Below are 18381 nucleotides of genomic sequence, written 5' to 3' on the forward strand. Positions count from 1 at the left end.
TGGATCAGGCACGAATTCTGTCGGAAGGCGGCATTGCCTCCCGACACCTGTACAACCGAGGCGATCGCTATTTCTTCGGCGTCAGCACCTCGGTGCCATTCCCCTCCTTGCCGGCGATGGTCCACAGGCCATGCAGCGACCCGTCATCCTCGACCTTGTAGACGACGAGGCCGATATCCTTGCCCATTGCGTAGCCGGCGGAGAATGCGTTGTCGTTGCGCATGCAGATGCCATCGGAGGATGAGCCGCCCGTCTCCCAATGGATCGCGCAGGTAGTCCCGCTGGTCAGCGTGATGGTGGCTTCGCCGTCATAGGACGAACCGTCGAAATTGGTGCCGGCGACGGTGTAAGTGCCGCCGATCGACTGGGCAGCCGCGGGCAGGGCGGCCAAGCCGAGCAAGGCGAAAGAAAGAAGAAGTTGGCGCATGATGTTATCCCCCGAGAAAGCGATGAGCCGCTGGGGAACGGAGGCTAGGCGGGAAACCGTCACCAGTAAATCAGACCGGCATTTGCGGACAAAGATTTGCTTGCGGTGTGGCTAAAATGCTCATGCGCCCCCCGTTCATGGCCCCTTCAGGCTGCCGGCGATGGCGCCGACCAGCGGGTCATATTTCGATTTCAGCGCCGGTGGGTAATCGATCCAGACCGTGCGGATGACGCCATCCCTGCCAAACAGCCGCCGCTCGTAAAAGATCTTTCCATCCTTCACGCCCGACAGCACCGCCCAGTCCTTGCCGGCCTTGCTGTAGGTGACCTCGTAGCCCGGCTCGTTGCTCGCTCTTTCAGCGGCAATGAATCCCTTCGGCGTGTCGTCATCGACATTGAATATGCCGGAGCATGTCAGGCTGGCGCTGTCCGCACTCAGCCACACCTGCCCGTCGCAATTCTCAGGCTCGGGCTGGCGATCGCTAAAGACATCGTCGGGAAAGGTGCAGACGGTGCCGAAGCGCTCGTTCACGTAGGTGGATTGCGCGGCAAACGCAGTGCTCGCCGAGGCCACGGCGAGAGATGTCACGATCGAAAAGAGCCACCTCATGTCTGCCCGAAGCCGATGATTGCAGGGCAATTCTCGCACAAAAAGACGAGAAGGTCAGCCGCCCGTGACACTCATATGCCGTGACACCGACGGACGGCTGGTGCGGCGGTCGATGATGAAGTCATGGCCTTTCGGCTTGCGGCCGATTGCTTCGTCTATAGCGTCGGCGACAAGTTCGTTGCCTTCGGACGCGCGCAGCGGCGCGCGCAAATCGGCCGCATCCTCCTGGCCAAGGCACATGTAAAGCGTGCCCGTGCAGGTCAGCCTGACCCGATTGCAGCTTTCGCAGAAATTATGCGTCATCGGCGTGATGAAGCCGAGTTTCCCGCCGGTCTCGCTGACATGGACGTAGCGGGCCGGGCCACCGGTCTTGAACGGGATGTCGGTCAGCGTGAACTGGCGCTCGAGCGAAGCGCGCAGCAGCGAGAGCGGCAAATACTGGTCGGTGCGGTCGGCATCGATCTCACCCATAGGCATGGTTTCGATGACGGTCAGGCCCATGCCCCGGCCATGCGCCCAGCGCATCATCTCGGGCAATTCGGCGTCGTTGAAATCCTTCAACGCCACCGCGTTGAGCTTGACGTTCAGTCCCGCCGCCTGAGCCGCGTCGATGCCTGCCATGACCTTGTCGAGATGACCCCAGCGGGTGATGGCGTGGAATTTGTCGGCATCGAGCGTATCGAGCGAAACGTTGATGCGCTTGACACCACAATCGGCGAGTTCGGCGGCGAAGCGCGAAAGCTGCGAGCCGTTGGTGGTCAACGTCAGTTCTTCCAGTGCGCCGCTTTCGAGGTGCCGCGAAAGCTGGCGCACCAGATGCATGATGTTCTTGCGCACCAACGGCTCACCGCCGGTGAGGCGCAACCGTCTGACACCCTTTTCGATGAACACGGAGCAGAGCCGGTCAAGTTCTTCCAGCGAGAGTAGGTCCTTCTTGGGCAAGAAGGCCATGTCCTCCGCCATGCAATAGGTGCAGCGGAAATCGCAGCGGTCGGTGACCGACACTCTGAGATAGCTGATCGTGCGACCGAAGGGGTCGATCATGTTCATGTTCGAACGTTTCCGTGGCCGTTATCGGCATCGTTATATATAGCTATGTGATACGATCCAGCCCGCCATTCAAGATAGCTTGCCTCGATCCTTGGTAACATTCCGCGACCGACATTGCGTGTCGGACACCGTTGACGCCTTTGCGTACGGGGCGAAGCAGCGTAGGGAAGGGCATTCAGGCAGGATCGACCATGACAGCGCCAAAAGAACTGAGGGTCTCCAGGGACCGCAAGCTGCTCACCGTGACGTTTCCCGGCCACCAGCCGTTCGAGTTGCCGGCGGAATTGCTGCGCGTGGCATCGCCTTCCGCGGAAGTGCAGGGCCATTCGCCGGAACAGAGAGTGACGGTTCCCGGCAAACGCGATGTGGCCATCCTAAAGATCGAACCGGTGGGCAATTACGCGGTGCGCATCACCTTCGACGATTTCCATGACACCGGCATCTTCACCTGGAATTACCTGCACACGCTCGGCCACGAGAAGGACGCACGCTGGAACGCCTATCTCGCGGAGCTCGCCGAGAAAGGCTTGAGCCGCGATCGTTAGCCGCCGTTGCGTCGTCAAAACGTCATGTGCCGGGAGTAGGGGCGGCGGATCGGGAGACGGAAAATGTCGGTGATCACCACAGTCGAACAAATCGAAGCGCTCTACGGATTGCCCGGCGAAGCCTCCGTGGTCAAGGAACTCGACCATGTCATTCCTGAATACGCCGCCTTTATCGAAGCTTCGCCCTTCGTCGCGCTCGCGACCAGCGGTCCGGAGGGGCTGGACTGTTCGCCGCGCGGCGATCTCGCGGGCTTCGTGCGCATCGTCGATGCGAAAACGCTGATGATGCCGGACCGGCGCGGCAACAACCGTGCCGATTCGCTAAAGAACATCATCCGCGACCCGCGCGTCGGCCTGCTGTTCCTGGTGCCGGGCTCCGGCACGACGCTGCGCATCAACGGCCGGGCGCATATCACCACGGATGCAGCGCTGTGCGCATCGTTCATGGTCGACGGCAAGCCGGCGCGTTCGGTCACCGTGATCGATGTCGATTCGGTTTATTTCCAGTGCGCCCGGGCGATCGTGCGGTCGGAGCTGTGGAACCCGGAGAGACATGTCGACCCGAAGTCGCTGCCGACACCCGGAAAGATCCTGGAAATCACCAGCCGCAAGAATATTGACGGCGAAACCTACGACAGGGAATGGCCGGAACGAGCGAAAAACTCGATGTGGTGATCTACTGAAAGGGCGGTCACGCCTCGTTCAGCACGTCATAGATCTTGCGCATCTGGTCGCCGATCATGTCGCATTGCTCCGGCGTCGACTGGCTCATCGCCTTCTCGATCAGCGCCATATGCACTTTCAGCGCCTGCATCAGCAGCGCCTCGCCGGCTTCGGTCAGCGTAAGCCGCAAGACGCGCTTGTCCTTCTCGTCGCCTTCGCGCCGCAGCAGGCCACGTGTCTCGAGTTGCGGCAACAACATGGTAATGTTGGAGCGGCCCACGAGCAGCTTGCGCGCAAGGTCGTGCTGCGACATGCCGGGATGGCGGTAGAGATTCATCAGCACGTCGAGCTGCGCCGGCTTCAGATCGAGCGGCGCGAGGTTCACCGCCAGCGTGCGCTCCAGCACATGGCAGGCGCGCGCCACCGCGACCCAGTTGCGAAAACGCGGGTTGTCCCAGGGTAGCTCTTGTTTATTGTTCATCTTTGAACTATTATGTTCATGCTTGAACGTATGGATGGATTCTGACTATGGCATCATTCGGGCTGAAGGTCATCCGAGGTGTGTTTGGTGCGGCCGAACATGTCGCGCCGCGCATCACCGGACGCGCGGCTTTCGAATTGTTCTGCCGTACGCCAAGCACCAGGACGCTCACCGACGGCGAGCGCCGGGCAATCGACCGCGCCGCCGAGTTCATGGCCGAGGCGCGGCATCACCGGCTGAAGACCGCGACCGGCTGCGTCATGGTGCATGAATTCCGCCCCGAGCCGGGCCGCGAGCCTGCCGGCACCGTTCTCATCATCCATGGCTGGCGCTCGCGTACCGAATATATGCGCGTGCTGATCGAAGGGTTTCGTGCTGCCGGCTATAAGGTCGTCTCGCTCGATCTTCCCGGTCACGGCCATTCGCAGGGCAGGCACCTCAACATGGTCAACGCCGTCGAAGCCGCAAGAGTGGTCGGCGAATGGTTCGGGCCATTCGTGGCCGCCGTCGGCCATTCCTTCGGAGGCGCCGTTGCCGCCAATGCCATCGCCGGCTCCGTCAAGGACATCCTACCATTGGCGGCCGCACGTCTTGTGCTGATCGCGGCGCCAAGCTCACTGCCGGCAATCTTCGACGACTTCAGCCGCATGCTCAATGTCGGTCCCCGCTCGCAAGTCGCGATGGCTGACCGCGTCGAATATCTCTCCGGCCGGCCGCTGCATGAATTCACCGGTGACCGCCAGCTTGCCCAGGCGCCCGTGCCGACGCTGGTCATCCACGCGCCTGACGACCGGGAGGTGCCGGCTGAACACGCACGACGCTATGCCGGCGCCGGTGATCATGTGCGGTTGCATTGGGCCGACGGGCTCGGCCATCGCCGCATTCTGGTCGACAAGGGTGTGGTTGAACGCGCCGTCGACTTCGTGGCCACGCAGCGCGGGCCGTCGCTGCTCCACTGAGCTTCAGGCTATTTCTTCTTTTCCCCCGGCTTTACGGGCAACCCGGCCGCTTTCCAGGCCGTGTAGCCGCCGAGGATGTGCTTGACCGGCGAAAGCCCCATGTCCTGCGCCGTCTTTGTGGCCAGCGCCGAACGCCAGCCGCCGGCGCAGAAGAAGACGAAGCTTTTTCCCGAAGCGAAGAAGGCCTTGTGGTAGGGGCTTTCGGGATCGATCCAGAACTCCAGCATGCCACGGGTGACATGCTTGGCGCCGGGAATTCTGCCGTCACGCTCGATCTCTCGAGGATCGCGCAGATCGACGAAAATGGTGTCTTCGTCTTCAAGCAGTCCTGCCGCTTCCTCGGGCGAGACCACTTCGATCTCGGCGTTGGCCTCATCCAGCAGTTCGCGATACCCTTTTTTCACTGTCGTCCCTCCCGGCCGCAGGTTTGCTGGCAAGGCGGATTTCGAGCACAACGAACGGTGTTTGTCACGCCTCGACCGTGCCGGCCATGGTCTTCCAGGCGGCCATTGCCCCGGCCACCGTCGCCAGCAGGGCGGCCCGGGAAGCACCGTCGCGCGCCTGGATCGACATGCCGTGCTGGACCGTTGCGAAAAAGGTCGCCGCGGCACGGCAATCGAAGCCGGCGGGCAGTTCACCCTCGGCCACGCCGCGCTCGAGACGCTTCTTCAGGGCGGTAAGATTCTCGGCGCGGCGGCGCCGCAAATCCGTGCAGATCGCGCCTCGGCTCGAGTCTTCGTGCAGCGCCCCCAGAGCAATCAGGCAGCCCTGCGGGCGACCCGTCTGCGAATAGGCCTTTGCAGTGCGGCGCAGAAACCGCTCGATCGCAAGGCGCGCCGTTGGCGCCTCTTCCAGCGCGGTCCAGATGTCGGCGCCCTCCACGCGGGAATAGAGATCGGTCGCCTCGAGGAACAGGGCCTCCTTGCTACCGTAGGCGGCATAGAGGCTCGGCGAATTGATGCCCATCGCGGCGGCGAGATCGCTGATCGACGCACCTTCATAGCCCTTGGCCCAAAATACATCCATCGCGCGCCGCAGGGCCGCGGTTCGATCGAACGTGCGGGGACGGCCTCTTTCCGACATGACGCTCTTTTCTGTGTTGATCGATACATAAATGAGTTGACGCGACTGGGCAAGGTTGGCAGATATTTATGTATCAATCGCTACATAAATGGAGAAATCGATGTCATCAGGAAGTTTGAACGGCAAGGCGGCACTCGTCACCGGAGGCAGCCGCGGTATCGGCGCGGCAATCGCGCGAAGGCTCGCGGCAGACGGGGCCGATGTCGCGCTGACCTACGTGCATGGAGAGGAACTGGCTCGGTCCGTCGTCGCCGAGATAGAGACCAAGGGCGGTCGCGCCATCGCGATCAAGGCCGACAACCGTGATGCCGAGGCCATAGACCAGGCGGTTGCCGATGCGGTGACCGCCTTCGGCCGGCTCGACATCCTGGTCAACAGTGCCGGCATCTGGCGCGCGGCGCCGATCGATACGCTGTCGCTTGCCGATTTCGACGAAACCATGTCGGTCAATCTGAGGGCGCCGTTCATCGCCTCGAAAGCGGCGGCAAGGCACATGGGCGAGGGCGGCAGGATCATCTCGATCGGCAGCAACCTGGCCGAGCGGGTCACCGACACCAGCCTGGGAGCCTACTCGGCCAGCAAGGCGGCGCTGGTCGGCCTGACCAAGGCATTGGCCCGCGACCTCGGGGCACGCGGCATCACCGCCAATGTCGTTCATCCCGGCTCGACGGATACCGACATGAACCCGGCCGACGGCCCGCATGCCGACCATCAGCGCCAGAAGATGGCGACCCCGCGATTCGGCAAGGCGGAGGATATCGCCGGCATGGTTGCCTGGCTCGCCGGACCGGAGGGCCGTTTCGTTACCGGAGCCGCGCTGACCATCGACGGCGGCGCAAACGCTTGAGGCGCGAGGCTTCCCGTGGCCGGCGCGACAGTTCGGTCGCGCCGGCCGTCACGATGTTGTGAAACCGTTCTGCAACAGCCCTGCCGAAATTTATGAAAGCTTAACGAAATCGGTATGAATCGGTATAGTCGCGCCTTACATCCGCCATGCGGTGAGCGGGACGGTTTAGCGTGCGGAACGGGAACCGGTTGCGACCGGAGCGGGTGATCCATGAAATTCCTCGGTAAAAAAGCAACCGTGATGCCGCTCGTGGCGATTACGGCGACGCTGGCTTTCGGCATGCCTCAGGCAGGGGCCCAAGGGCTTTTCGACATGCTGTTCGGCGGCGGGATCAGGCATGAGCCGAAGGGCGAGTTTCCGCCTCCTCCGCCAAAACACAAGCCGAAGGCGCCGGCCGGCAGCAGCGGCGGTAGCGTGAGGATCAGCGGTCCGTCATACTATACTTACAAGGCCGACAGGCTGGTGCGTGTCGACTTCTCGACGCTAGCGACCGCGCCGCAGCCGGCGACACCGCAAGATGCCGCTTTCGTTCCTTCGGCCACCGGTGCTGCCTTCCACGATGCCATTGCCGGCCTCAGCGACTACGAACTCTACGCAGAGCCCGACATCGCCAAGGCGCTGATCGCCTATTACTCGGCCAACCCGGATTTCATCTGGGTGAACGGAACCAGCCCCAACAACCGTGCGCAAGATGCCGTGCGGGTGCTCGGCGAGGCTGCCAGCTACGGCCTCACGCCTGCCGACTACACCGTCGACGTGCCAGCCACCAGTTCGACCTCGACAGACGACGCAGCCAAGCTAAAGGAACTCGTCCGTTTCGAGATGGCGCTGTCGGCACGCGTCCTGCGTTACGCCCACGACGCCCAGAGCGGCCGTGTCGAGCCCAATCGTATGACCGGCTACTACGATTTCCCGGCCAAGCCGCTCGACATGATAGGCGTGCTGAAGACACTGGCGCATACACAGGAAGTTCGCACATATCTGGAATCGCGCCATCCCCAGAATGCGGAGTATCAGGCGCTGCGCGTCGAACTGGAATCGCTGCAGGCGAGTGCCGAGAACGAGATCGTCGTCGATCCCAAGCTGCTGCTGAAGCCAGGCGAAACCAGCCCCGAACTGCCAAAGCTCCTGTCGCTGATCGCGCGTAATCTCGACGACGAGATGGGCGGCACCTATGGCGAGGTCCTGTCGCGTTTGGCGACCAGCGAAGTCTATGTTCCCGAACTGGTCCCGCTCATCAAGGCGGTGCAGCAGAAGGAGGGCATGAAGGGTGACGGCGTCATCGGACCGCGCACCGTCGCCACACTGGCCGGGACGTCGAAGGCCGACAGGCTGCTGAAGGTCGAGGTGGCGCTGGAAGAACTGCGCTGGCTGCCTTCCGATCTCGGCAGTCCGCGTGTTTTCATCAACCAGCCCGCCTTCACCGCAAGTTACATTGACGACGGCCAGGAAAAGCTGAAGACGCGTGCCGTCGTCGGTCGGGTTACCAACCAGACGGCGTTCTTCTACGATCAGATCAAGCAGGTCGATTTCCACCCCTACTGGGGCGTGCCGCAGTCGATCATCGTCAACGAAATGCTGCCGAGGTTGCGCGGCGACCCCGGCTATCTCGACCGTGCCGGCTACGAGGTGACGGATTCACGCGGCAAGCGCATTCCTTCGTCGGCAGTGAACTGGGGCGCTTATGGCGCCAACATCCCCTACAATGTGCGCCAGCAGCCGAGCGAGGCCAATGCGTTGGGCGAACTGAAGATCCTGTTCCCCAACAAGCATGCGATCTACATGCATGACACGCCGCAGAAATCGTTCTTCAAGCAGGATATGCGCGCGCTCAGCCATGGCTGCGTACGCCTGCAAGATCCACGCGGCATGGCGGCGGCGGTGCTCGGCACCTCGGTCGACTATATCGCGGAGAAGCTGAAGCACGGACACTCGACCGAGGATGTAACGCGCAAAATCCCGGTCTATGTCGCCTATTTCACCGCCTGGCCAGACATGTCCGGCAAGGTCGAGTATTTCAGCGACGTCTATGACCGCGATTCCCGGCTAAAGCAGGCCTTGGATGCGACCGAGGCGGTGCGCTCACCCTCGACCTAATCGCTAACTCTCTGACAGCGGGCGCCGGAAACCGGCGTCGCGCCCGGCGATCAGCCAGTAGACCAGCCCGGCCACAAGACCGGCGACGGCGATGATGCCGATATCGGCCCAGCGCTCCGGATCGACGTCCTCCGCCGCGCTCGGCCAGATCAGGAAGAAGCCGCCGGCCGCTGCGGCGGCGCCGAAGAGCATGTGCAGCAGGGCGCTGCGCAGGGAGAAAAACTCGGCGATCAGCGCGAAAATCAGCGTCTGTGGCGCGGTCAGCACAACCGTCAGGAAATAGATGAACATGCCGAGCGGCGGCACCACCAAGGCCGCGATCGGTGAGACGCCCATGAGGTCGAAATAGGCGGGCGCGTTGGGCACGGAACTCAGCGCCGCATAGATCGCCACCACCGCGATCAGGCCGACCAGTATGGCGACAAGATAGCCGGCCAGCATCATCAGGACGCGCTTCATCAAGTGCTTCGCAGTCGACATGCCCACCCCCGTGAAGCCCGTTCATCCTACAGTCAGCCATCAATGGCGAATTGACGCAAGGGGAGACGGAAGACCTGGCCAGCGTCGCGGCCCGACGCAGGCGGACCAGCCACTCAGGCGCCGCCGCACATATGCTGCGAATCCGGCAGAGCCCAGGAGCCTTTCGCGACGAGGTCGACGGAATAATAGACCCGGCCACGGTCGTCGTCCTTGGGGCAGTCCCTGGGAATCAAGATCAAGCACATGACGACCGGTTCTCCAACCTTCGAGGCAGCCAATCCAGGCTCGCGATCATAGGAGACAGCCCCGCCACCATTGGTGAACGTGGCCGCGCTGCCCGCGTCGGGACTGGCCGTTTCCAGCGGATCGTCGCCGAGGCGCGTGGTAAGCGTCTCGATGTGCGTCGATGCGCATTGGCCGATCGCTAAGGGCAAGGGCTGATCGTTACGCCCGGGGTTTCGCCCGGCGGCTTCGAGCGCCTTCTTGCCAATCAGCGCGATGTTGTAGTCCTGCACCCAGGATGGCGCATTCCCATAGGTCTGCAAGGCGTTGTTGAGCGCGCTGGCGATACATGCCGTATCGCTCTTGCAGGCATTGCGGTCGGCGATCAGCCCGCGGGCAATCTTGCGCTTGTCGCCGCCGAACGCTGGCTCGAAACCCTTGTACGCCTTCGAAACCAGCAGATCGATCGCCGACAGTTGCGGGTCGGCGCAGATCGCTTTTTCCGCCGGCAGGCTTGCCTTGGCGCAGTCGAAGGACGGCCCATCGGCCCGCGCCGGAGAAACGGCAAGGAAACTGCCGGCTGGGACGATGGCGAGCACAGACAGCAAATAAGTTCTAACGAAACATCGCATCATGGCCCCAAGCCAACAGGATTGCCCAAGGCGCGGCCCCGCGCCGGCGCATAACATACCCCAAGGATGGACAATTTGGGCTCCCGTTTCGTCGTTGAGAATGCTCGTGGGCAGCGCATTCGCGACGAGGATATCCCTGCGAATCCTATTTTGGTTCGGCCGTCACAGGATCGAAGTCGATTTCGACCTTTGCCTTGTCCGAGGTGTAGTAGGTGACGGTGTAGCCGTCCTTGTCCCAGTCGACCTCTTTCACGTAGCGAAACCCGTCACGCTGCTCGACCTTGGCGATGATCTCCGACAGCTTCTTGGCATTGGGTGGCGGCAACGGAGTTTCATCCGCGGCAAAGGCAGGCCCGGCGGCGAGAAGAACGGCGACGGAGGTCGCAAGCAGAAATCTGGACATGGTTTTCCCTCAAGTTTCGACGGAGGGAAACTCGCTGCCATGCAGGTTTGTTCCGCATGTGGGCATGCCGGGTCACCGATCCAAGGATTTGCAGTTGCGGCAAGACAAGCGTCCTATGCCAAAAACCACGATGGCCGCTTCAATATTCATGGCCATGCAACGTTGGCGTCATGTCGTCGTGCCTGCATCCCGGCGTTTCAATGCCTGCGCAAAAAAGGGAGAACGCTGAAGGGGCGGACTGTAGCTGCCGATGTGATGCCCAGCAAACAGATGGTGGGCGATGCAGGGATTGAACCTGCGACCCCACCCGTGTGAAGGGTGTGCTCTCCCGCTGAGCTAATCGCCCGCTCGTTGCCCGAAGGCCAAGCGAGCCGCGATATAAGGGAGGCCGGCCCGTTAAGTCAAGGCAGTGTCTGGTGTTCTCACACAGATCGGATTTGCGGTCCCGCCAGGCGCCGTTCCGGAGACATTTTCATCGCCGGCGCTCAGTGCGCGGCGGCGCCGATCAGCCCTTGCGCCAGATCGAGCGTCAATGCGTCAAAATGCGATATCACCGCCGAGGGCTCGAACTCGCGCACATGACGGTCGGTGTAGCCGAAGTCGACGGCGACGACAGGAATGCCGGCGGCCTTGGCGGTGTCGATATCTGTTTGCGAATCGCCCACCATCAAGGCGCAGTGCGGATCGCCGCCGGCCCGTTTGATGGTTTCGATCAGGTGACGCGGATCGGGCTTGCGGAACGCGAACGTGTCCTGCCCGGCAATTGCCGCGAAATGCCTGGTCAAGCCAAGCGCTTCGATCAGCGCCAGCGAATTGGCTTCGTATTTGTTCGTGCAGATGGCCAGCAGATAGCCGGCCTTCTCAAAGCGGGCAATCGCCTCGATCACGCCGGGGTAGGGGCGGGATTTGCCAGGAATATTGTCAGTGTAGTGATCGAGGAACAGTTTCAGCAGCCGGTCGTGCTCCTCGACCTTGAGGGATCGTTGCTGCGCGGCATGCGCCCGTTCGATCATCACCCGGCCGCCATGGCCGACGAAGCGTCTGAAGCCGGCTTCGTCGACGGCTGCCAGTTGGCTGGCCGCCAAGCTGTGGTTGAGGCTGTCGAGCAGGTCCGGCGCCGTGTCAATCAGCGTTCCATCGAGGTCGAACACGATGATCGGGCGACTCATGATCCATCCTGCGCAGGTTTGTGCATCGGCAGGCGATAGCGGCTGCGACGCTTTAAGGCAAGCAGACTGGTGGGGCCGTCGCCAAAGGCTTTGACCCGGCCGGCAAAAGTGCTAGGAGCCCGAAACGCTAAAGCGCGTTGCGTCGAAACGGACTCCCCGCGGCGCGCTTTGGGTCTTTGTTTCATGCATGTCGTTTCCCAAAACCGAGGTCACTTTTGGGCGGCATGCATTAGGTTTCGGGGCAGCAAACGGCATGGATGCGAGGCAATTGAAGGTCGAGGCCGCGCGGGCGGCCCTTGCCCATGTCACCGACGGCATGCGGCTCGGCATCGGCACCGGCACCACTGCCGACGAGTTCGTGCGGCTGCTCGCCGACAAGGTTGCCTCCGGCATGACCATAACAGGGGTGCCAACCTCGGAACGCACCGCCGCGCTGTGCCGCGAACTCGGCGTGCCGCTGTCGACGCTGGAGGAAACGCCCGAACTCGATCTCACCGTTGACGGCGCCGACGAGGTCGACCCGGAGCTGACATTGATCAAGGGTGGCGGAGGTGCGCTGCTGCGTGAGAAGATCGTGGCGGCGGCCTCGCAGCGCATGATCGTCATCGCCGACCGTTCGAAGATGGTCGAGACGCTCGGCCGGTTTCCTCTTCCCGTCGAAGTCAACCGGTTCGGCCTGCGCGCGACCGAGATCGCCGTGGCCGTGGCGGCTGGAAATCTCGGCCTTTCCGGTCCGGTGACATTGAGGATGACGGGAGGCCAGCCTTTTGTTACAGACGGCGGCCATTTTATCCTCGATGCATCTTTTGGCCGCATTCCGGATACAAGAGCGCTTTCGAATGCTCTCCACGCCATTCCTGGCGTGGTCGAGCACGGTCTTTTCATCGGGCTGGCGTCAGCGGCCATCATCGCCGGCGGCGACGGTATCCAAACTGTCCATGCCGCCCGAAAACCAGGGAGTTCTATCGATCATGATGTTGCATAACCGGGTTCGCCGTCTTTCCGTCCTTGTGGCGGCTTCGGCCGTCTTCGCGTTCTCCTCGCCTGTCTTCGCGCAGGACGTCACGGAATCGCATCTGAAGGCCGCACGCGCCGCGGTTGCCGCGATCCACGCGACCGACCCGTTCGACAGCATCCTGCCGCAGGCCGCCGCGGCGCTCGAATCGCAGCTCATTCAGAAGAACCCTGACATGCAGGAGCTGATCGGCAAGACGATCAACGAGAAGGCACTGGCGATGGCCTCTCGCCGCGCGGATCTCGAGAAGGAAGCGGCTCTTGCCTATGCGAAAGTGTTTTCCGAAAAGGAACTCACCGACATCGCGGCCTTCTACAGCTCCGAGTCCGGCAAGAAGCTGCTCGACAGCGGCCCGACCGTGACGCGCGACCTCGTCAAGGCCGCCGACATCTGGCAGAACGGCGTAGCTCGCGATCTTGCCCAGCAGGTCGGCGAAACGCTGGCGGCGGCGGCAAAAGCGAAGGCGCCGGCTGCGCCTGCGCCCGCCGATGGCGCCGCTCCGGCAGACAATGCGGCCCCGGCGGATGGCGCCGCACCCGCGGACGGTTCGGCTCCTGCCGACGACACGCAGAACTGATCCTGCATTTCAAACGCGGCCTTTGCGGCCATCTGTAAAGCCCGGCCTGTCCGGGCTTTTCTTTTGGTGGTTTGCGGCCTACCTGTCACTCACATTTTTGGCGTTCAAGGAGCCGCTTTATGGCCGGTTATGATTACGACCTCTTCGTCATCGGCGGAGGCTCCGGCGGGGTGAGGGCGGCACGGGTCGCGGCAGCGCTCGGCAAGCGCGTCGGCATCGCCGAAGAATACCGTTTTGGCGGCACCTGCGTCATCAGGGGCTGCGTGCCGAAAAAGCTCTATGTCTATGCCTCGCAATTTCCCGAGCATTTCGCCGACGCCGCCGGCTACGGCTGGACGGTGCCGGAAGCCAGATTCGACTGGCAGACGCTGGTCGCCAACAAGGACCGCGAGATCAGCCGCCTGGAGTCGATCTACAAGAAAAACGTCGAGGGTTCGGGCGGCGAGACCTTTCATTCGCGGGCGATGATCGTCGACCCGCACGTGATCCATCTCCTGAGCGAGGACCGCACCGTCACCGCCGATCAGATCCTGATCGCCACCGGCGGCCGTCCGGCGGCGCATCCGGCACTGCCCGGCCACGAACACTGCATCTTCTCCAATGAGGCTTTCGACCTCAAGGAACTGCCGAAGACGATTATGATCGAGGGCGGCGGCTATATCGCGGTCGAGTTCGCCAACATCTTTCACGGGCTCGGCGTAGACACCACGCTAGTCTATCGCGGCAAGGAAATTCTTGGCCGCTTCGACATGGACCTGCGGCGCACGCTGCATGAGACGATGGAAAAGAAGGGGATAAAAATCCTTTGCCATTCCGTCTCCGAATCGGTCAGCAGGCGGCCGGACGGGCGGCTCGACGCGCAGCTCATCAGCGGGCAGGTGCTGACGGTCGACCAGGTGATGCTGGCCATCGGCCGCATCCCCAACAGCGAGAATATGGGCCTGGAGGGCATAGGCATCGAGATGGCCGCCGCGACCGGTGCGATCAAGGTCGACCGGTATTCCCGCACCAACATCGACAATATCTGGGCGATTGGCGATGTCACCAACCGCGTACAGCTGACGCCGGTGGCGATCCACGAAGCGATGTGCTTCGTCGAGACGGCGTTCAAGGGCAATCCGACGGCGCCCGACCACGACACGATCGCGACCGCCGTCTTCTCGCAACCCGAAATCGGCACGGTCGGCCTATCGGAAGACGAGGCCGTCAAGCGCTTCGCCGATATCGAAATCTACCGCGCCAGCTTCCGGCCGATGAGGCACACGCTGTCGGGCCGTGACGAAAAGATGCTGATCAAGCTGGTCGTCGACGGCGCTTCGCGCAAGGTTCTCGGCGCCCACATACTGGGGCCGGATGCCGGGGAAATGGCACAGTTGCTCGGCATCCCCCTGAAAGCGGGGCTGACCAAGGATGATTTCGACCGCACCATGGCCGTGCATCCGACTGCGGCAGAAGAGCTCGTCACCATGTACAAGCCGACCTACCGGGTGAAGGACGGCGAGCGCGTCTGACGCCTCGCCTGTCGACGCGCCGCCGCCAGCCTTGGCCGGCGGCGGTAGTCAAACCGCTACAGCAGAGTGCCGCGCAGAATGACCAGCGCCACTGAGAAATAGATCACCAGTCCGGTGACATCGACCAGCGTGGCGACGAACGGCGCGGATGCGCTGGCGGGGTCGAAACCGACCCGTTTCAGGGCGAAAGGCAGCATCGACCCCGACAGCGAGCCGAAGGTGACGATGCCGACCAGTGCGGCGCCGACAGTCGTGGCGATCAGCGGCCAGTGCGGGCCATAGTCGTAGAAGCCCATATATTGCCAGAGCGCGATGCGGCAGACGCCGACCACGCCGAGCATGGCTCCGAGCACGAGACCGGTAGGCAATTCGCGCAACGCCACCCGCCACCAGTCGCGAAGGCCGATCTCGCGCAGCGCCAGCGCTCGGATGACCAGCGAGGTCGCCTGCGAGCCGGAATTGCCGCCGGAGCTCATGATCAGCGGGATGAACAGCGTCAGCACGATCGCTTTCTCCAGCTCGCCCTCATAGCTTTGCATCGCATTGGCCGTCAGCATCTCGCTGATGAACAGCGCGCAGAGCCAGCCGCCACGCTTCTTGATCATGGCGAGGAAGCTCATCTTCATATACGGCTCGTCCAGAGCCTCCATGCCGCCGAAGCGATGCACGTCCTCAGTGGTCTCCTCGATCATCGTGTCGATGATGTCGTCGATGGTGACGATGCCGAGGATCTTGCCGTGATCGACGACCGGAACGGCGAGCAGATCGTATTTGGAGATCGTCTGCGCCAGGTTTTCGCGGTCGGTCAGCGGGCTGACCGTCACCGGCATGCGGTCGGGCGCCACCGACAGGATCGAGTCGTCCGGCTCACCGGTGATGAGCCGACGCAAGCCCGTCGACCGCACCAGGAGGTGTGTTTGCGGATCGACGATGTAGATTGCATAGACGGTCTCGCGCGTCCGCTCGACCTTGCGGATGTAATCGAGCGTGCGCCCGACGGTCCAGTCGGAGGGAACGCTGACGAACTCCGTCGTCATGATCGAGGCGGCGCTGCCTTCAGGATAGCCCAGAATGGAAAGCAGGGTCGCGCGCAGCGGCGGCGCCAATGCGCCGAGCAGTTCTGAGCGTGCCGGCTCTTCGAGCTCGCGCAGGATGTCGGCCGCGCGGTCGACGGACATGGCGGTGAGTAGCTTGCTCGCCTTGGGACGGGGCAGGGCCTCCGCCAGTTCGGGCGCGCCCTCAAGCTCAGGCTGATCGAAAATCTCGACCAGCCGTTCGAAGGGTACGGCGCAAAGCAGCTCCGTCGCGGTTTCGCGCGATTCATGATTGAGCGCCTCGACAACGTCGGCGACGTGGTCATTGGCAAGGATGCGGGCGATGGCGACGGCCTCGTCGTCCGCTACCGGGGAAAAATCGTTCATGGTTCACTCCTTGCCGTCCGGCAGGACATGAACCATTCAGGTCACGTCTAGGCGGACGGCGGTTGCGTTCGACTGTGACTGTCGCCAGGCATGGCGCGGTGACCTTTCCGCTTGCGGGTTCGCTTTTGACTGTCTGCAAGCCGGCGCAACATAGGAGCGCACCTTGCCGAGTCAATCGCGGTGAGGAAGGAAAACAGTGCCGAACGGCGCCGATCGCGAGACTGTGATCACCGTGTGCCGTTCAACGCGGCAAGTCCCGGTGACGTCGTCGTTATTTCTGCTTCAGCCGACGCGAGAACCGCGTCCATTTGTCCTCGACCGGCCTTGGCTGGGCCAGGATCGTGGTGAGTTCGAGAGGTAGGCTCGGGGCGAGTGGTTTCTTCGTGGCGACACCGTCGGCAATCAGCACCATCGAGTGGTAGAACTCGGTGCCGGCAGCCGATCTCGGCGCCACGGCTTCGTGCATGACACTGATCACCGTCACATCCGGGCAGTTGTCCTTGATGGCCTGGTGGAAGGCAATCTTGCCGTCAGGGTCGAGAGCACCGGTCGCCTCGTCGAGGAACAACAGTCCCGGCTGCTGCAGTATGATACGAGCCACCACCAGCTTCTGTTTCTGGCCGCCCGACAGGACCTGATCCCAGCTTTTGCCCTCGCGGCTTTCATTGGCCATGTGTTCGATGAAATCGCCAAGGCCAGCCTTGTGCAGCGCCGACGCGACCTGGGCATCACCATGATCGCGTTCGGAGCCGGGCAGGCAGACCAGCTGCTTCAGCGACACCTGCGGCAGCTTGACCTCCTGGGCGGCATAAAAACTCTTCACGCCCTCGGGGAAGACGATAGTGCCGCGGCCGTAGGGCCACAAACCGTTGATCGCCTTGATCAGCGAGGTCTTGCCGCAACCGGATTCGCCCTTCAGGAAGGTCCATTCGCCGCGTCGGAAGCGCAGGTTGGCGGAGCTGAGGAATGGCGTCGCGTCCTCGCCCTGATGCGCCAGCTCCAGCTTCTGGATGGTCAGGCCGAAAACCGGATTCTGGCTGGCGTAGTGGAAGTCGGAACGGCCGCTCTGGCTGTAGAATTCCTGTGGGTGCTGGACATTCTCGATCGCGTTGGCGAGCTCCGTCACACGCTGGCTGTTGGCGCGAAGCGTGGCGATGGCGGGCATGACATGGATGAACCACGAACACTGGCTGATGAGTTGGCCCACCATTTCGGAGCCGGTGATGTAACCTTTATAGTCCAGGCGGCTGTGGATGAACGGCACCAGGCCAGGAGCATAGGCCACAATACGGGCGCCGATGAAATTGTAGATCAACTCGAACGACATATAGCTGGTGTTGACGACATTCAGCCGTCCCCAGGTGCGATCGATGTCGACATAGAGCCGGTCGTGCATCATTTTCTGCACGCCCTCGCCATGTGAGGCGGCGACATGGAAGCTGCGGCGCAGAAATGTCGTCAGTTCGCTACGATAGCTTCCCTCGGCCTTCTGCATGCGAATATTGAGACGTTCCAGCAGGCTGCCGAGCTTGACGGCGATCCAAGTGTTGAGGGGCACGTAAGTGGCAACCGCGAGGAGGGCGAGAACAGCGCTGCCATAGCTGCCAAGGAACTCCAGTCCTTTGACCTCCACTGACGACTGCAGCAGGTTCTGGCCGATAAAGTAGAGCGAAGTCGCCAGCCCCAGCACGCCCATGGCGAGGCCGATCGCACCGCCGGTCATGTCCTTGATCGATTCCTGGATGCGCTGGTCGACATTGTCGGGCGCAACGATGCCGCCGTCCGCGGAACCATGTTGAGCATGGAAATGGGTGTGATTGCCGTCGAGCAAGGCCTGGTTGAATTTGTCGTTCAGCCAGCCACGCCATTTGCGGTGCAAGGTTGCCGAGACGAGATTGCGAATACCGGTGAAGCCGGCATCCTTGAGCAGGACGAGCAGCACCAGCACGCCGGCGTTGGTCAGGATTGTCTCCAGCGGACGGGTGTTGGCGGCGTCGTGCAGGAAGGCAATTGAATTCACCAATTCGCCCGAAGCCATGGCGAACCAGACGCTGGCCTTGCTGGACAGCGCGGTGAGCAGCGCGATCACCAGCGTCAGCGTCCAGGCTTCCTTCCAGCGGTCCGAGACCCAGTAGGCTCGCATGAGCCCCCAGAAATTGCGCATCGAGGATACCGGCGTCAAATGCGACT

20 protein-coding genes and 1 tRNA gene are annotated in these 18381 nt (G+C 62.4%); 8 read left to right on the forward strand and 13 right to left on the reverse strand.

Annotation, left to right across the window (positions count from 1 at the left end):
* Nucleotides 1–67: 67 nt before the first annotated feature.
* The 3 genes from O7B34_RS27395 to moaA form a co-directional block, all read right to left on the reverse strand.
* A complete protein-coding gene (locus O7B34_RS27395; protein ID WP_337148963.1) occupies nt 68–427 on the reverse strand; it encodes a hypothetical protein in 360 nt (119 codons plus the stop codon).
* A 135-nt stretch (nt 428–562) separates the two neighbouring features.
* Nucleotides 563–1015 (reverse strand): hypothetical protein, encoded by a 453-nt coding sequence (locus O7B34_RS27400; protein ID WP_337148964.1) that lies wholly within the window; start codon nt 1013–1015, stop codon nt 563–565.
* A 75-nt stretch (nt 1016–1090) separates the two neighbouring features.
* Nucleotides 1091–2086 (reverse strand): GTP 3',8-cyclase MoaA, encoded by a 996-nt coding sequence (gene moaA, locus O7B34_RS27405; RefSeq protein WP_337148965.1) that lies wholly within the window; start codon nt 2084–2086, stop codon nt 1091–1093.
* Nucleotides 2087–2277: 191 nt separating this feature from the next.
* Here moaA and O7B34_RS27410 point away from each other — a divergent pair, with 191 nt between their 5' ends.
* Entirely contained in the window at nt 2278–2631 is a 354-nt protein-coding gene (locus O7B34_RS27410; protein WP_027142676.1) for a gamma-butyrobetaine hydroxylase-like domain-containing protein, read from the forward strand.
* Nucleotides 2632–2694: 63 nt separating this feature from the next.
* Nucleotides 2695–3306, forward strand: coding sequence for a pyridoxamine 5'-phosphate oxidase family protein (locus O7B34_RS27415; RefSeq protein WP_337148966.1), 612 nt, complete (start codon nt 2695–2697; stop codon nt 3304–3306).
* A gap of 16 nt (nt 3307–3322) precedes the next feature.
* On the opposite strand, the gene O7B34_RS27420 is transcribed toward O7B34_RS27415, so the two are convergent.
* Complete coding sequence (locus O7B34_RS27420) at nt 3323–3775, reverse strand: MarR family winged helix-turn-helix transcriptional regulator (protein ID WP_337148967.1); 453 nt, start codon at nt 3773–3775, stop codon at nt 3323–3325.
* A 47-nt stretch (nt 3776–3822) separates the two neighbouring features.
* Here O7B34_RS27420 and O7B34_RS27425 point away from each other — a divergent pair, with 47 nt between their 5' ends.
* Nucleotides 3823–4734: an alpha/beta hydrolase gene (locus O7B34_RS27425; protein ID WP_337148968.1), complete on the forward strand. Its 912-nt coding sequence runs from the start codon at nt 3823–3825 to the stop codon at nt 4732–4734.
* 8 nt (nt 4735–4742) lie between these two features.
* On the opposite strand, the gene O7B34_RS27430 is transcribed toward O7B34_RS27425, so the two are convergent.
* Complete coding sequence (locus tag O7B34_RS27430) at nt 4743–5138, reverse strand: rhodanese-like domain-containing protein (RefSeq protein WP_337148969.1); 396 nt, start codon at nt 5136–5138, stop codon at nt 4743–4745.
* 64 nt (nt 5139–5202) lie between these two features.
* On the reverse strand, nt 5203–5817 hold the full coding sequence (locus tag O7B34_RS27435; protein WP_337148970.1) for a TetR/AcrR family transcriptional regulator: 615 nt from the start codon (nt 5815–5817) through the stop codon (nt 5203–5205).
* 100 nt (nt 5818–5917) lie between these two features.
* On the opposite strand from O7B34_RS27435, the gene O7B34_RS27440 reads away from it, so the two are divergent.
* A complete protein-coding gene (locus O7B34_RS27440; protein ID WP_337128072.1) occupies nt 5918–6664 on the forward strand; it encodes a 3-oxoacyl-ACP reductase family protein in 747 nt (248 codons plus the stop codon).
* 210 nt (nt 6665–6874) lie between these two features.
* Nucleotides 6875–8761, forward strand: coding sequence for a L,D-transpeptidase family protein (locus O7B34_RS27445; RefSeq protein ID WP_337148971.1), 1887 nt, complete (start codon nt 6875–6877; stop codon nt 8759–8761).
* Between the two features lie 3 nt (nt 8762–8764).
* Here O7B34_RS27445 and O7B34_RS27450 read toward each other — a convergent pair whose 3' ends face one another.
* From O7B34_RS27450 to O7B34_RS27470, 5 genes are all read right to left on the reverse strand, one after another.
* Entirely contained in the window at nt 8765–9241 is a 477-nt protein-coding gene (locus tag O7B34_RS27450) for a hypothetical protein (protein WP_337148972.1), read from the reverse strand.
* Nucleotides 9242–9354: 113 nt separating this feature from the next.
* Nucleotides 9355–10062, reverse strand: coding sequence for a lysozyme inhibitor LprI family protein (locus O7B34_RS27455; protein ID WP_337149022.1), 708 nt, complete (start codon nt 10060–10062; stop codon nt 9355–9357).
* Between the two features lie 178 nt (nt 10063–10240).
* Entirely contained in the window at nt 10241–10498 is a 258-nt protein-coding gene (locus O7B34_RS27460; RefSeq protein ID WP_027142686.1) for a PepSY domain-containing protein, read from the reverse strand.
* A gap of 271 nt (nt 10499–10769) precedes the next feature.
* Nucleotides 10770–10844 (reverse strand) — tRNA-Val (locus O7B34_RS27465).
* A 139-nt stretch (nt 10845–10983) separates the two neighbouring features.
* Nucleotides 10984–11667 (reverse strand): phosphoglycolate phosphatase, encoded by a 684-nt coding sequence (locus tag O7B34_RS27470; RefSeq protein ID WP_337106919.1) that lies wholly within the window; start codon nt 11665–11667, stop codon nt 10984–10986.
* Between the two features lie 253 nt (nt 11668–11920).
* Between O7B34_RS27470 and rpiA the strand changes: the two genes are divergently transcribed.
* The 3 genes from rpiA (at nt 11921) to gor (ending at nt 14770) form a co-directional block, all read left to right on the forward strand.
* Nucleotides 11921–12652: a ribose-5-phosphate isomerase RpiA gene (gene rpiA / locus O7B34_RS27475; RefSeq protein ID WP_337148974.1), complete on the forward strand. Its 732-nt coding sequence runs from the start codon at nt 11921–11923 to the stop codon at nt 12650–12652.
* Nucleotides 12639–13259, forward strand: coding sequence for a DUF2059 domain-containing protein (locus tag O7B34_RS27480; RefSeq protein ID WP_337106921.1), 621 nt, complete (start codon nt 12639–12641; stop codon nt 13257–13259). The genes rpiA and O7B34_RS27480 overlap by 14 nt, the downstream gene beginning before the upstream one ends.
* 119 nt (nt 13260–13378) lie before the next feature.
* Entirely contained in the window at nt 13379–14770 is a 1392-nt protein-coding gene (gene gor, locus O7B34_RS27485; RefSeq protein WP_337148975.1) for a glutathione-disulfide reductase, read from the forward strand.
* 56 nt (nt 14771–14826) lie between these two features.
* Here gor and mgtE read toward each other — a convergent pair whose 3' ends face one another.
* Together mgtE and O7B34_RS27495 are read right to left on the reverse strand one after the other, a co-directional pair.
* A complete protein-coding gene (gene mgtE, locus O7B34_RS27490) occupies nt 14827–16191 on the reverse strand; it encodes a magnesium transporter (protein ID WP_140505357.1) in 1365 nt (454 codons plus the stop codon).
* Nucleotides 16192–16462: 271 nt separating this feature from the next.
* The gene (locus O7B34_RS27495) at nt 16463–18355 is read right to left on the reverse strand and encodes an ABC transporter ATP-binding protein/permease (RefSeq protein WP_027142692.1); all 1893 of its coding nucleotides are present in this window, start codon (nt 18353–18355) and stop codon (nt 16463–16465) included.
* Nucleotides 18356–18381: the final 26 nt, after the last annotated feature.

Source organism: Mesorhizobium sp. Cs1299R1N3, assembly GCF_037179625.1.
Lineage (GTDB): Bacteria > Pseudomonadota > Alphaproteobacteria > Rhizobiales > Rhizobiaceae > Mesorhizobium > Mesorhizobium salmacidum.